Source organism: Streptomyces sp. NPDC059452 (assembly GCF_042750035.1).
In the GTDB taxonomy this organism is placed as follows: Bacteria; Actinomycetota; Actinomycetes; order Streptomycetales; family Streptomycetaceae; genus Streptomyces.
In genome coordinates this window covers 25,646-39,733 of the sequence record NZ_JBHYVE010000013.1, presented here as the reverse complement: position 1 = coordinate 39,733, position 14,088 = coordinate 25,646, and the positions used below count along the sequence as shown (strand labels likewise).

The window sequence follows — 14,088 nt, the reverse complement described above, 5'->3', positions numbered from 1 at the left end:
GCCCCCGCCCCCCCCCCGCCCCCCCCCGCGCGCCGCCCCCCCCCCCCCCCCCCCCCCCCCCCCCCGCGGCTCTTGTGCTGTGCTGTTGTCGCGCTCGGTGCGGTAGTTACGCGGAGTGCGGTGGTGCTACGCGGTCAGGCAGACTTCCTGCTGTCCCGCGGGTGCACGGCGATGTTCATGGCTCCGGAGCGCAGAACCGCCAGCCTCTCGGCCAGCACCTCCTCCAGCTCCTCGCGGGTGCGCCGCTCCATGAGCATGTCCCAGTGCGTACGCGCAGGCTTGCCCTTCTTCTCCTCGGGGCCATCCCCGTCCACCAGGAGTGCCTGGGCGCCGCACGCCTTGCACTCCCACTCCGGCGGAATTTCCGCCTCCACCGAGAACGGCATCTCGAATCGATGTCCGTTCTGGCATGCGTACTCCACCGCCTGGCGCGGGGCCAGATCGATGCCGCGGTCCGTCTCGTAGCTGGTAACCACAAGTCGCGTGCCGCGAAGAGCTCGCTCACTCATGAATCGTGCCTCCCGGGCTTGTCGCCCACAGGACAAAATGTCGCTGTCGTCGTCATCCGGTCAACGTCCGGTCGCTGGCAAAGATTCCCGTCGCCGGTCCTGCGTCGCCCGTTCGTGCCGCTGCTTTATCTGGGTTGAGTACCCACCCTTGCCCGGTTTGTCACCTCTGGTGGGCGTTGTCACCCAACGGTTGAGCTGCTTCCACTCGCAGTAACGGTCCTCCGGGCAGGCCAAAGGCGTACACTACCGGCCTTTGACTTCAACGTCTAAATCCGTTCCGGTACGGGGTTGCCTGCGGCCGTGATCGCACGCCGTACCGGGACCCGCGCGAGCAGCACCGCACCGAGGGCGAAGAACACGATCAGCGAGATGATCGCCTCCCGGTAACTGCCGGTCAGCTGGTACGCCAGACCGAAGACCAGGGGCCCCAGCCAGCTCAGTCCGCGGTCGCTCATCTCGTAGGCCGAGAAGTACTCCGCCTCCTTGCCACGCGGCACCAGATGTGAGAACAGCGAGCGGGACAGGGCCTGGCTGCCGCCCAGCACCAGTCCGATGGCTGCCGCGAGAACGAAGAAGAAGACGGGCGCGTCGACGGGCAGCAGATAGGCGGCGACCAGGATCGCGGTCCATACGACCAGCGAGCCCAGGATCGTGCGCTTGGCGCCGTACACCCGGGCGAGCCGGCCCATGCCGAGCGCCCCCGCCACCGCCAGGATCTGCACCAGCAGGACCGCGATGATCAGGGTCGTCTGGTCCAGGCCCAGCTCCTCGGAGCCGTACAGCGAGGCCTGCGAGATCACCGTCTGGATGCCGTCGTTGTAGACCAGGTAGGCGAGCAGGAACGAGAGCGTCAGCGGATGGCGCCGCATGTCCTTCAGGGTCGCCATCAGCTGCTTCCAGCCGGAGCCCACCGCCCCCTCGCCGTCCGGTGCCACCCGGCGGTCGCGCAGTCTGCGCAGCGGTACGAGGGTGAAGGCGCCCCACCACACACCCGCCGACGCGAGGCAGATCCGTACCGCGTCGGACTCCGCCAGACCGAAGGACTCGTGGCCGGTGTACAGGATCAGGTTGAGGACCAGGACCAGGGCGCCCGAGGTGTAGCCGAAGGCCCAGCCGCGCGAGGAGACCGCGTCGCGCTCCTCCGGTTCGGCGATCTGCGGCAGATAGGCGTTGTAGAGGACCATCGACACGGAGATGGACGCGTTCGCCACGATCAGCAGGAACGCGCCCAGCAGATAGCGGTGGCCGTCCAGGAAGAACATCCCCGCGGTCGCCGCGGCACCCGTATAGGCGGCGGCCGCCAGCAGCGGCTTCTTACGGCCCGTACGGTCCGCCGCCGCGCCCACGATCGGCATCAGGATCACGGCGACGACGATGGAGGCCGAGACGGAGTACGCGAACAGCGAGCCCGCGCGCACGGGTATGCCCAGCGGGTGCACGAAGCCGTCGGGATCGGCCGCCGCCTTGGCGATCGACGTCAGATACGGACCGAGGAAGACGGTCAGCACACTCGTGGAGTAGACGGAGCACGCGAAGTCGTAGAAGTACCAGCCGTGCTGTTCGCGTCTGCGGGCCGCCGCCTTGTCGCCCGGTGGGCTTCCGGCCGGATCGGCCGCTCCTGTGGTCCCGGTGCTCAAACCGCGCCCCCTCGATCGTCGCGTGCGGACGCGGACGGGCCCGGCGTCAGGACCAGGCCCCCCGCTCGCTCAGCACCGTACGCAGCGTCTCGATGTGATCGGTCATGATGCCATCCACCCCGAGGTCCAGGAGGGCCGCCATCCGTTCGGGCTCGTTGACCGTCCAGACGTGCACCTGGAGCCCCAGCGCGTGCGCCGTCCGCACGAAACGGGCGTCGACCACCGGGATGCCGCTCTGCCGCTCCGGAACCTGTGCGCAGACCGCGCCCGCGCGCAGCGCCGCCGGAATCCCGTACGAGCGCAGCCGCAGCCCCAGGACGCCGCGCACCCCGTACGAGGTGGCCAGGCGCGGGCCCGCCAGGCGGTGCGCGCGGGCCACCCGGGCCTCCGAGAACGAGCCGACGCAGACCCGGTCCCAGGCGTCCGTCCTGCGGATCAGCTCCAGAAGGGGTTCCAGCGCCGGTTCCGCCTTGAGGTCCACGTTCCAGCGGGCCTCGGGGAACTCCTCCAGCAGCTCCTCGAAGAGGGGGAGGGGTTCGGTGCCCCCGACCCTGGCCCGGCGGACCTCGCTCCAGGGCAGTGCGGAGATCCGGCCCCGGGCGTCGGTGACCCGGTCCAGCGTCGGGTCGTGGAAGGCGACCAGCCGGCCGTCCGCCGTGGTGTGCACGTCGGTCTCGAAGTAGCGGTAGCCCGCCGCGGCCGCCCTGCGGAAGGCGGCCGCGGTGTTCTCCACGCCGTCCGCCGCCCCGCCCCGGTGGGCGAAGGCGATCGGCGTCGCGTGGTCGAGATAGGGGTGGCGGCTCGGTTTCACTGCGGCAGTATGGCCTGTCCGGATGGAGGGGCGGCAACGGGGCCGGGTCCGGCGGGCGACTGGGCGGTGGCCTGCGGGGTGCCCTGTGGGATGCCTTGTGGGGCGGATGATCCGGCGACGGGCGCCGTGGCGGGGGCCGGGACCGCGAAGATCCGCAGGAAGAGCTGGGCCAGCGGGCCGATCGCCAGGGCGTAGAGGACCGTACCGGCCCCCAGCGAGCCGCCCAGCAGGAACCCGGTGACCACGACGGCCACCTCGATCGCCGTACGGACCAGCCGGATGGAGCGGCCCGTGACCCGGTGCAGCCCGGTCATCAGCCCGTCGCGCGGCCCGGGGCCGAAGCGGGCCGCGATGTACAGCCCGGTCGCCACCCCGTTGAGCACGATGCCCAGGGCCATCACCGGGATCCGGACCCCGAGGCCGTCGAGGTCGCCGACGAGGGCGAGCGTCGCGTCCATCGAGAGGCCGAGCACGAAGACGTTCGAGACGGTGCCGAGCCCCGGGCGCTGCCGCAGCGGTATCCACAGGAGCAGCACGATCGCCCCGACGATGATCGAGACGACGCCGATCGAGATGCCGGTCAGCTCCGTGAGGCCCTGGTGCAGGACGCCCCACGGCTCCAGCCCGAGTTCGGCGCGGACCAGGAGCGCCGAACTCGCCCCGTACAGCATCAGACCGACGTACAGCTGGACCAGCCGCCGGGTGAGGTGGGTGGTGCTCCGGGCGGTGGTTCTGGACACGTGTTGACCCCTGAAGTGGTGGGAGTGGACTGATGCATGTCACCCTGTGGCAGGGGATCGGCCACCAACCATGGCCAATTCGAGGAAGGTGGACTGATTTCGATGACGCAGTGGACTTCGACGGTGGGGGCGGCGCAGCTCGCCCGGCAGCTCCAGGCGCAGCAGCCCCGGCCCACCGGCCCGGCCGGCCGGAAGCCGCCCGCCTACCGCGCGCTCGCCGACGGCGTCCGGCTGCTCGTGCTGGAGGGCCGGGTCCCGGTCGCCGCCCGGCTGCCCGCCGAACGCGAACTGGCCCTGGCCCTCGCCGTCAGCCGCACCACCGTCGCCGCCGCCTACGAGGCGCTGCGGGCGGAGGGGTTCCTGGAGTCGCGGCGCGGCGCGGGCAGCTGGACCGCCGTCCCGGCCGGGAACCCGCTGCCAGCCCGGGGCCTGGAACCGCTGCCCCCGGAGTCGCTGGGCTCGATGATCGACCTGGGCTGCGCCTCGCTGCCCGCGCCCGAGCCCTGGCTGACCCGGGCCTTCCAGGGGGCGGTGGAGGAGCTGCCGCCGTACGCCCACACGCACGGCGACTACCCGGCCGGGCTGCCCACGCTGCGGCAGATGATCGCCGACCGCTACACGGCGCGCGGTATCCCGACGATGCCCGAACAGATCATGGTCACCACCGGGGCGATGGGTGCCATCGACGCCATCTGTCACCTCTTCGCGGGGCGCGGCGAACGGATCGCGGTCGAGTCGCCGTCGTACGCCAACATCCTCCAGCTGATGCGGGAGGCGGGCGCCCGCCTCGTCCCGGTCGCGATGGAGGAGGGGCTCGGCGGCTGGGACATGAACCGGTGGCGCCAGGTGCTGCGGGACTCGGCGCCCCGGCTCGCGTACGTGGTGGCCGACTTCCACAACCCGACCGGGGCGCTCGCCGACGAGCAGCAGCGGCGGGACCTGGTCGACGCCGCCCGCTCCGCCGGGACGGTGCTGGTGGTCGACGAGACGATGACCGAACTCCGGCTGGACGCCGACACCGTCATGCCGCGCCAGGTCTGCGCCTTCGACCCGGCGGGCAGCACGGTCCTGACCGTGGGCTCGGCCAGCAAGGCGTTCTGGGCCGGGATGCGGATCGGCTGGGTGCGGGCCGCCCCCGACGTCATCCGCTCCCTGGTCTCCGCCCGCGCCTACGCCGACATGGGCACCCCGGTCCTGGAGCAGCTCGCCATCAACTGGCTGATGGCGGCGGGCGGCTGGGAGCAGGCGGTCGAGATCCGGCGGGAGCAGGCCCGGGAGAACCGTGACGCGCTGGTCGCGGCGGTGCGCCGGGAGCTGCCGGAGTGGGAGTTCACGGTGCCGCACGGCGGGCTCACCCTCTGGGTGCGCACGGGCGGCCTCTCCGGCTCCCGCCTCGCGGTGGCGGGCGAGCGCGTCGGCGTACGGGTGCCCTCGGGCCCCCGGTTCGGGGTCGACGGGGCCTTCGAGGGCTATGTGCGGCTGCCCTTCACGGTGGGCGGCCCGGTGGCGGACGAGGCGGCGGTACGGCTCGCGGCGGCGGTGGAGCTGGTCCGCTCGGGCGCGGGGGCGGGGGCCGACGCGCCGCGCAGTTTCGTGGCCTGAGGGGTGCCCCCCCGGGGGCTCACCCCTCCGCGATCGCCGCCTGCGCCTTGGCCAGCTGCCCTGTCGGCATGGCCTCCACCGCCACCGGGACCTGGGCCGTGTCCTGTTCCCGGTGGTCCTCGTGGGCGTCGCGGGTGTCGTCGGCCGGTTCGTCCGCGGCCGGGGTCGGCTGCGGGGAGGCGCCCGGCCGCTCGGGCAGGACGTCGAGCACCGCCTGCCGGTGCGCCTCGCAGGCGCCGTCGTCGTACGGGTCGGGGGTCGCCGGGACCTGGAGGCGCAGGACCGGCGCGGTGCCCAGCCGTACGTACCCCCGCCCGGCCGGGACCTCCGGCGGCGGCGTGGTGTTCGGTTCGGCGCCCAGTACGGCGGTGATCTGCTCGCGGGAGGCCGGGCCGAGGACGACCCGGGCCCGGGTGTGGGTCCGTACGGTCTCGGTGAGGGTCTCCAGGGCGTCGAACTGGTCGGCCAGGACGACGGTGACCCCGGCCGCCCGCCCGTGCCGCAGCGGCACCTGGAGCAGTTCCTGCGGGTCGGGCCTGCCGTCGGCCGCCGCGAGATGGCCGAGGACGCCGGGGCGGTCCAGCAGGATCCAGAGCGGGCGCTTGATGTCCTCGGGGAGGGGGTGCCCGCCCTGCCGCGCCCGGTTGGCGAAGATCAGCCGCCGCTCCGTCTCGTGCGCCGCCCACTCCAGGGTGGCCAGCGCCCCGCCCAGACCGGACTCCACGGCGAGGACGCCGGTGCGCCCGGCGAGGGCGCCGTACTCACCGGTCCCGCCGCCGTCGATGATGAGGACGTCGCCCTGCTGGAGGGCCTGGAGGGCGATGGAACGGACCAGGGTGGTGGTGCCGCTGCCAGGCTGTCCGACGGCCAGCAGGTGCGGTTCGGTGGAGCGGCCGCCGGTCCGCCAGAGGACGGGGGAGGCGTCCACGGTCGCGTCGCCGTCGCGCACCGGGACCGTACGGTGGACCGTGTCGGGGTCGGTGAAGCCGAGCACCGTCTCGCCGGGGGCGGTGACGAAGCGCTGGGCGGCGATCGAGGTCGACAGGGGGGCCGGAACGGCCATGACGAGGCGGTTGGCCTCCTCGTCCCAGGTGAAGCGGTACTCCCGGCCGCGCCCCGACTTGGTGTGCAGCAACTGCTCGATCCGGGACCGCGAGGCGGCCTCGCCGTCGGTGAAGTACGCCGGGTAGGAGACCTGGAGGCGGGTGAGCCGCCCGTCGTCGTCGAAGACGTACCCGTCGAAGGCCTTCTCCCAGTCGCCGCCGTGGGCGAAGAGAGGGCTGGGGTCGTCGGGCACCGAGAAGTACGGCACGAGCGCCTCGTACAGGGCGCGCAGACGTGCGGTCTCCGCATCGTCCGGGCCGGTCTTCACGGGGGTCCGCTCCCGCCCCTTCCACGCGGCGGCGCCCATCACCGTGATCAGGGCCAGGATCGGCCCGTACGGAACGAGCGCCACGGCGAGCACGCAGGCCGCGGCGAGGAACAGCTTGGGACCACGCCGTTCCTTGGGGGTCGCGACCCACTTCTGCCGACCGGACACGGCCAGCAGCCGCAGACCACGCAGGATCGTGATCAGCGGATGGAGCACATCGGTGGCACCGTCGGCGGCCGTGCGCGCGATCTCTCTGCCGCGATCTCTGCCGCGAGTGATCGAAGCGCTGCCGCTGCTGAGAATGCGGGGGAGTGGTCGCCGGGCCACAGCTGTCTCCTGAAGGGGTGGGAGCGGTCGCGGAGCGTCAGAACTTGATCCCGCCCAGCAGACCGGCGAGGCTCGCCCCGCCTGCCGTGATGCTCGGCGCGATCGCGGTGCCGGCCAGGTAGAAGCCGAACAGCGCGCAGACGATGGCGTGGGACGCCTTGAGCCCGTCCTTCTTGAAGAACAGGAAGACGACGATGGCGAGCAGTACCACGCCCGAGATGGAAAGGATCATGAGCGGATCTCCTGGTTGAGGGGACAGTCACCATGAGTCCTTCCAGGATCACGCGAAGTATCTATACGATAAAAGGTGCAATCGAGTGAATAAAACGCATTTTCACTTGACCGGCCGAGTGAAGCCCGTGGTCCGCGCGCGGTATTTCCGAGTCCGTGCCGGGCAGGAACCACCCGCGGTGATCCTTTGCCGCATCCGGGCCCGGTCATGTCCGGCCCGGAGCAGTACCCTGTCGATTCACTCGTACGGCCCCGGCCGTACTCCCCCCGGTCAACAGCGGCAGCGACGGCTGCGGCAACGGTCAAGGAAGGCGGCCCGCGCGATGAGCGAAACTCCCGATCCCGAGGTGGTCGAGCTGGCGACCAAGGTCTTCGACCTGGCCCGCACCGGCGAGACCGAGGCGCTCGCCGCGTACGTCGACGCAGGCGTCCCCGCCAACCTCACCAACGACCGGGGCGACTCGCTGCTCATGCTCGCCGCCTACCACGGGCACGCCGATGCGGTCACCGCGCTCGTCACCCGCGGCGCCGACCCGGACCGGGCCAACGACCGGGGCCAGACCCCGCTGGCCGGAGCCGTCTTCAAGAGCGAGGACGCCGTCATCGACGCCCTTCTCGCCGCGGGCGCCGACCCCGCCGCCGGAACACCGTCCGCGCGGGACACGGCCCACATGTTCGGCAAGGCCGACCTGCTGGAACGCTTCGGTGCCCGTTGAGAGGGCGGCGGGCGCACCTGCGGGGGTGTCCGCCGAGTCGGCTGCTGACCGGTCCGTCGTAAATGTGGTCGCGGTGGCGAAATGGCTGGGTCATCATGACGTCGCGGGTCCGTTTCGGGCCACCGACGAGAGGCAGAGGAAGATGGTCTACACCAAGCGGAAGACGGCGGTCGGTCGATCATGTCGCGGCGCGGCGTAGGGGTGTTTCCCGGACACCCCCCTGTGCCCTGCGGGCCCAGGGCACTGCACACAGTCCCGGTTGTGTCGACAGCTTGATGTGAGGCTTTCTCCCATGTTCGATCCGTTCATAGCGCCGAGCGGCACCCTGCTCGGCCTGCTGCAGAGGGGCCGCGGTGACGGCACGCTCCACGCGCTCGCCGCACCACGCCCCGAGGCCCTCGCGGCCCTCAACCACTGCGTCGTGAGCGACCCCCGTCACGACTGGCAGGTGGAGAACCGCTCCCTCTACTACGCACGCCTGTACCTCGATCTCGACGGCGGCATCGAAGAGATCGAGCGCCACCTCGGCGACCCCGACGACCACACGGACACCGACGACTCCCGTACGGGTCTCGCGCTCTCCGTCCTCGGCCACCTCGCCTCCTACGGGCGCGACGACGCCCTGGCCCTGCTCCGCCGCTACGCGGCCACCGGAGCCAACTGGGCCTGGGCCCTGGACGAGCTCGCCCTGCGCGACGACGACGCGGGCCTGCGCTCCCTCGCCCTGCCCGTCCTGGGTCGTTTTCCGGCCACAGAAGAAGGCACCGCCGAGCTCGCCGCCGCCGTACGGGACTCCTTCGAGCCGCGCCCGTGGCGGCTCTGGGCCGACGACCCGCGCGAAGCGGTCGGCGCCCGGGTGCGGGCCGCCACCGAGCAGGGCTCGTTCGACCGCTGGCAACGCCAGATGCGCCCCGGCGGCCCCCGCCCCGGCTGGAGCGTCCAGGCCGTCTTCGACTGGGCCCAGCAGGGCCTGGAGCGCGGCAGCGAACTGCACGTCCCCGCGGCCCGCTGCCTCTCCGCCGTCGCCGGACCCGACGACCGTCCCCAGATCGTCGAGGCCGCCCGCACCGGCCCCGAGGGCGCCCGCTGCGCCGCTCTGCACTATCTCGCCGAGGCGGCCGACCCCGCCGTCCTCGACCTCATCGAGTCCGCCGCCCTCAGCCCCGCCCGTACGGTCGCCGACGCGGCCGTCGCCGCCTTCGAGCGGATGGCCGGGGACGACGCCGTGGAACGCGCCCGGCGCTGGGCCCGGCGGCCCGACGCCCTCGGTGCCTCCGCCGCCGGGATCCTCGCCCGCCGCGGCACCGCCCAGGACGCTCCCCAAGTCCTCGGCGCGCTGCGGGAGGCCGTACGCGGCGAAGGCCCCGACGCCCCCCGCCTCTGGACCCTCGTGGACGGCACCGGCCGCCTCGGCATCGCCTGCGCCGCCCCCGTACTGCGCCACGTCTACCGGGAGACGTCCTCCTCCCACCTGCGTGGCCGGGCCGCCCGCGCCCTCGCCGCCACCGACCCCTCCTTCGCGACCGGCTTCGCGGTGGAGTGCCTCTGGGACTGCGAGGAGACCACCCGCGAGGTGGCCGCCCTGCACGCCGAGACCGGAGACATCCGCGTCGCCGAGCGGCTGCGCCGGCTCGCCGCCGACCCGGCCGAGGAGGCCGAGGTGCAGACGGCGGTCCGGAGCCGGATCGGCCCGGACGCACCGGCCCTCTGACCGGTCCTCCGGCCGCGCGATTCCGCGGGAGGGACGCTGATTCCGTGGGAAGGGCGCTGATTCCGTCGGAGGGGCGCTGGGAGGGGGGCATTGTCAGACCCCCCTCCTACGCTTCTCACCATGGACATCAACGAGTGGTGGGGGCTCGTCGAACGGGCGCGCGAGGCGGCCGGGGACCGGGCGGACGACCGGGACGCGCCCGACGACCCCCTGCCGGACGCGCTGACCGACGTGCTCGCGGCTCTGGAGCCCGCGGAGATCGTCGAATTCGCGGTGACAGCCATCGAGGTGACCGCGTCCGCCTGCCGGTGGCCCCTGTGGAACGCGGCGTATCTCATCGAGGGCGGCTGCGGCGACGACGGGTTCATGGACTTCCGCGACGGGCTCGTCCTGCTCGGTCGGGACGTCTTCACCCGCGCGGTGGCCGATCCTGACACGCTGGCCGTCCTGCCCGTCGTGGTCCGGATGAGCCGCGGAGAGAGCGGCTGGATCGGCTACGAGACGCTGGAGGGCCCGGCGAGAACGGCGTACGAGCGCACCGGGGGCACGGCTGAGGCGTTCCGTACGGAGGTGGAGGCGGCCGGTCACGGCCGCATACGGACCGGGGAGCCGGGCGGCGAGCCCTGGGACGCGGAGGACGCCGACGCCACGCGCCACCACCTGCCCCGGCTGGCCGCGCTCTTTCTCGACTAGACCGGACCGGGTCGCGCTCTCCCTGCGAGTTCGCGCCCGCAGGCACAGAATGGCGCCATGGCCGGACGCTGGGAGTTCTGGATCGACCGGGGCGGCACCTTCACCGATGTGGTGGGCCGCCGCCCCGACGGCCGACTGGTCACCCGCAAGCTCCTCTCCCACGACCCGGACCGCTACGACGACGCGGCCGTGGCCGGAATCCGGCTGCTCCTCGGCCTCCCCGACGGCGAGCCCGTGCCCGCCGACCGGGTCGCCGCCGTCCGTATGGGCACCACCGTCGCCACCAACGCCCTGCTGGAGCGGCGGGGCGAGCCGACCGTGCTGCTCATCACCGAGGGCTTCCGGGACGCGCTGAGGATCGCGTACCAGAACCGTCCCCGTCTCTTCGACCGGCACATCGTCCTCCCGGAGGCCGTCCACGAGGATGTGATCGAGGTCCCCGAACGTATCGACGCCGAAGGCCGCACCGTACGGGCCCTCGAACTCGACCCCGTACGCGAGCGGTTGCGTGCCGCCCACGCCGACGGGCTGCGCAGCGCCGCCGTCGTCCTCATGCACGGCTACCGCCACCCCGCCCACGAACGGGCCGTCGCCGAAGCGGCCCGCGAGACCGGGTTCACCCAGGTCAGCACCTCCCACGAGGTCAGCCCCCTGATCAGGCTCGTCCCCCGCGGCGACACCACCGTCGTCGACGCCTACCTCTCACCCGTACTGCGCCGGTACGTCGACGAGGTCGCCGCCCGGCTGGCGGGCATCCGGCTCCTGTTCATGCAGTCCAACGGCGGACTGCGCGAAGCCGCCCGGTTCCGGGGCAAGGACGCCGTCCTCTCCGGCCCGGCCGGGGGCGTCGTCGGCATGGTCCGCACCTCGCTGCAGGCCGGACACGACCGGATCATCGGCTTCGACATGGGCGGCACCTCCACCGACGTGTCCCACTACGCCGGGGAGTTCGAACGGGAGCTCGGCACCCAGGTCGCCGGGGTGCGGATGCGCGCCCCGATGATGAGCATCCACACCGTCGCGGCGGGCGGCGGCTCCCTGCTCCACTTCGACGGCCGCCGCTACCGCGTGGGCCCCGATTCCGCCGGCGCCGAACCCGGCCCCGCCTGCTACCGCCGGGGCGGCCCCCTCACCGTCACCGACGCCAACGTCATGCTCGGCCGCGTCCAGCCCGCCCACTTCCCCGCCGTCTTCGGCCCCGACGGCGACCGGCCCCTCGACGCCGCCCTCGTACGGGAACGGTTCGCGGACCTCGCCGACGAGATCGGGCGCGCCACCGGGGACCGGCCGACCGAGGCCGAAGTGGCGGCGGGCTTCCTGGAGATCGCCGTGCTCAACATGGCCAACGCCGTCAAGAAGATCTCCGTGCAGCGCGGCCACGACATCACCCGCTACGCCCTCACCGGCTTCGGCGGCGCGGGCGGCCAGCACGTCTGTGCCGTCGCCGACGCGCTGTCCATCGACACCGTCCTCGTACCGCCGCTCGCCGGGGTCCTCTCCGCGTACGGCATCGGCCTGGCCGACGCCACCGCGATGCGCGAACAGTCCGTGGAGGCGGAGCTCGACGAGACCGTACGGGAACGGATCGGGCGGCTCTGCGCGGAGCTGGCCGACCGCACCCGGGACGCCCTGCGCGCCGACGGAGTGCCCGATTCCGCGATCAGTACCCGCGCCCGGGTCCTGCTGCGGTACGCGGGGGCGGACGCGGCGCTCGGCGTGGCGCTGGACTCCGTGGCCGCGATGAGCGAGGAGTTCACCGCCGGGCACCGCACCCGGTTCGGCTTCACGATGGAGAAACCGATCGTCGTGGAGACCGTGTCGGTGGAGGCCACGGGAGCGGCCGGGGAGCAGGGCTCGAACCCCCGTGACCCGGCAGCACCCCGCGAAGGCGCACTCCGGCCCCGTGCCACCGTGCTGATGTACGCCGAGGGCCGGGAACAAGAGGCGCCCTTGTACCGGCGCGAGGACCTCCACCCCACCGACACCGTCACCGGCCCCGCCGTCATCGCCGAGGACGACGCCACGACCGTCGTCGACCCCGGCTGGCAGGCGGCGGGCAGCACCACCGGGCACCTGGTGCTCACCCGCGCCCGCCCCCGCCCGGAGCGGACGGCCGTCGGCACCCGCGTGGACCCGGTGATGCTGGAGGTCTTCAACAGCCTCTTCATGTCGATCGCCGAGCAGATGGGCGTCCGCCTGGAGAACACCGCCCACTCCGTCAACATCAAGGAGCGCCTCGACTTCTCCTGTGCCCTCTTCGACGCCGACGGCAACCTGATCGCCAACGCCCCGCACATCCCGGTGCACCTCGGCTCCATGGGGGAGTCCATCAAGGAGGTGCTCCGGCGCAACGAGGGCACCCTGCGCCCCGGAGACGTGTACGCCATCAACGATCCGTACCACGGGGGCACACACCTCCCCGATGTCACCGTCGTCACCCCCGTGTTCGACGAGGGGAAGCTTCAGTTCCTCGTCGCCTCGCGCGGCCACCACGCCGAGATCGGCGGCACCACCCCCGGCTCCATGCCCGCCTTCAGCCGGACGATCCACGAGGAGGGCGTGCTCTTCGACAACTGGCTCCTGGTCCGCGACGGCCGCCTCCGGGAGGCCGAAACCCGCGAACTCCTCGCCTCCGCCCCGTACCCCTCCCGCTCCCCGGACACCAACCTCGCCGACCTCCGCGCGCAGATCGCCGCCAACGAGAAGGGCATCGCGGAACTCCGCCGCATGACCGACCAGTTCGGGGCCGACGTCGTGCAGGCCTATATGGGGCACGTCCAGGACAACGCCGAGGAGTCCGTACGCCGTATCGTCGCCCGGCTCCACGACGGCGGCTTCCGTTACGAGACCGACAGCGGGGCCGTGATCCGGGTGACGCTGACCGTGGACCGCGACGCCCGCAGTGCCGTCCTCGACTTCACCGGGACCTCGCCGCAGCAGCCCGGCAACGCCAACGCACCCCGCTCGGTGGTCATGGCCGCCGTCCTGTACGTCTTCCGGACCCTGGTGGGGGAGGACATTCCGCTCAACAGTGGCTGTCTGACCCCGCTGGACGTGCGGATTCCGCCCGGCTCGATGCTGGATCCCGCCTACCCGGCGGCGACCGTCGCGGGCAACGTGGAGACCTCCCAGGCCGTCACCGGGGCCCTGTACGGAGCGCTCGGCGGCCAGGCCGAGGGGTCCGGCACCATGAACAACCTCACCTTCGGCAACGACCGCGTCCAGTACTACGAGACGGTCGCCAGCGGCTCCGGGGCGGGCGACGGCTTCGACGGCACCGACGCCGTGCAGACCCATATGACCAACTCCCGGCTCACCGACCCCGAGGTCCTGGAGTGGCGGCTGCCCGTACTCCTGGAGGGCTTCGCGGTCCGGGACGGCAGCGGGGGCGCGGGGCGGTGGTACGGCGGCCGGGGCGTCGAGCGCCGGATCCGCTTCCTGGAGCCGGTCACGGTGGCGCTGCTCTCCGGGCACCGCCGGGTTCCGCCGTACGGGGCCGGGGGCGGGCAGCCGGGGGCGCTCGGGGAGCAGTACATCGAGCGGGCGGGCGGCGGCGTCGACCGGCTGGAGGGGTGCGACACCGCCGAACTGGAGGCCGGTGACGTGCTGGTGGTGCGGACGCCGGGCGGCGGGGGATACGGGCCCGCGGGGGCGTGACCGGGGAGTGGCCGGGGCATGAGCCGGGCGCGACCGGGGCGTGAGCGGGGCGTGGCCGGGGGCGCGTGGCGCCGCCCGGAAG

The 14,088-nt window shown here is 72.8% G+C and carries 11 protein-coding genes; 5 read left to right on the top strand and 6 right to left on the bottom strand.

The window, feature by feature from the left end:
• Positions 1-134 precede the first annotated feature (134 nt).
• The 4 genes from ACFW9Z_RS18655 to ACFW9Z_RS18640 all read right to left on the bottom strand — a co-directional run bounded on the left by ACFW9Z_RS18655 (position 135) and on the right by ACFW9Z_RS18640 (position 3,697).
• Positions 135-509: an RNA polymerase-binding protein RbpA gene (locus tag ACFW9Z_RS18655; protein ID WP_003959706.1), complete on the bottom strand. Its 375-nt coding sequence runs from the start codon at positions 507-509 to the stop codon at positions 135-137.
• Positions 510-775: 266 nt separating this feature from the next.
• Positions 776-2,146 (bottom strand): MFS transporter, encoded by a 1,371-nt coding sequence (locus ACFW9Z_RS18650; RefSeq protein ID WP_384641732.1) that lies wholly within the window; start codon positions 2,144-2,146, stop codon positions 776-778.
• 46 nt (positions 2,147-2,192) lie between these two features.
• Positions 2,193-2,957 (bottom strand): glycerophosphodiester phosphodiesterase, encoded by a 765-nt coding sequence (locus ACFW9Z_RS18645; protein ID WP_384641729.1) that lies wholly within the window; start codon positions 2,955-2,957, stop codon positions 2,193-2,195.
• On the bottom strand, positions 2,954-3,697 hold the full coding sequence (locus ACFW9Z_RS18640) for a YitT family protein (protein ID WP_384641727.1): 744 nt from the start codon (positions 3,695-3,697) through the stop codon (positions 2,954-2,956). Before ACFW9Z_RS18640 ends, ACFW9Z_RS18645 begins: the two co-directional genes overlap by 4 nt.
• A gap of 102 nt (positions 3,698-3,799) precedes the next feature.
• On the opposite strand from ACFW9Z_RS18640, the gene ACFW9Z_RS18635 reads away from it, so the two are divergent.
• Entirely contained in the window at positions 3,800-5,299 is a 1,500-nt protein-coding gene (locus ACFW9Z_RS18635) for a PLP-dependent aminotransferase family protein (protein WP_384641724.1), read from the top strand.
• A 19-nt stretch (positions 5,300-5,318) separates the two neighbouring features.
• Here ACFW9Z_RS18635 and ACFW9Z_RS18630 read toward each other — a convergent pair whose 3' ends face one another.
• Positions 5,319-6,998: a hypothetical protein gene (locus tag ACFW9Z_RS18630; protein ID WP_384641722.1), complete on the bottom strand. Its 1,680-nt coding sequence runs from the start codon at positions 6,996-6,998 to the stop codon at positions 5,319-5,321.
• 37 nt (positions 6,999-7,035) lie between these two features.
• Entirely contained in the window at positions 7,036-7,230 is a 195-nt protein-coding gene (locus tag ACFW9Z_RS18625; protein ID WP_003970432.1) for a hypothetical protein, read from the bottom strand.
• A gap of 322 nt (positions 7,231-7,552) precedes the next feature.
• Here ACFW9Z_RS18625 and ACFW9Z_RS18620 point away from each other — a divergent pair, with 322 nt between their 5' ends.
• The 4 genes from ACFW9Z_RS18620 (at position 7,553) to ACFW9Z_RS18605 (ending at position 14,006) form a co-directional block, all read left to right on the top strand.
• Complete coding sequence (locus ACFW9Z_RS18620) at positions 7,553-7,945, top strand: ankyrin repeat domain-containing protein (protein ID WP_384641718.1); 393 nt, start codon at positions 7,553-7,555, stop codon at positions 7,943-7,945.
• Between the two features lie 292 nt (positions 7,946-8,237).
• On the top strand, positions 8,238-9,656 hold the full coding sequence (locus tag ACFW9Z_RS18615; protein WP_384641714.1) for a HEAT repeat domain-containing protein: 1,419 nt from the start codon (positions 8,238-8,240) through the stop codon (positions 9,654-9,656).
• Between the two features lie 120 nt (positions 9,657-9,776).
• Positions 9,777-10,349, top strand: coding sequence for a DUF4240 domain-containing protein (locus tag ACFW9Z_RS18610; protein ID WP_384641711.1), 573 nt, complete (start codon positions 9,777-9,779; stop codon positions 10,347-10,349).
• Positions 10,350-10,406: 57 nt separating this feature from the next.
• The gene (locus ACFW9Z_RS18605; RefSeq protein WP_384641708.1) at positions 10,407-14,006 is read left to right on the top strand and encodes a hydantoinase B/oxoprolinase family protein; all 3,600 of its coding nucleotides are present in this window, start codon (positions 10,407-10,409) and stop codon (positions 14,004-14,006) included.
• The last annotated feature ends 82 nt before the right edge of the window (positions 14,007-14,088 follow it).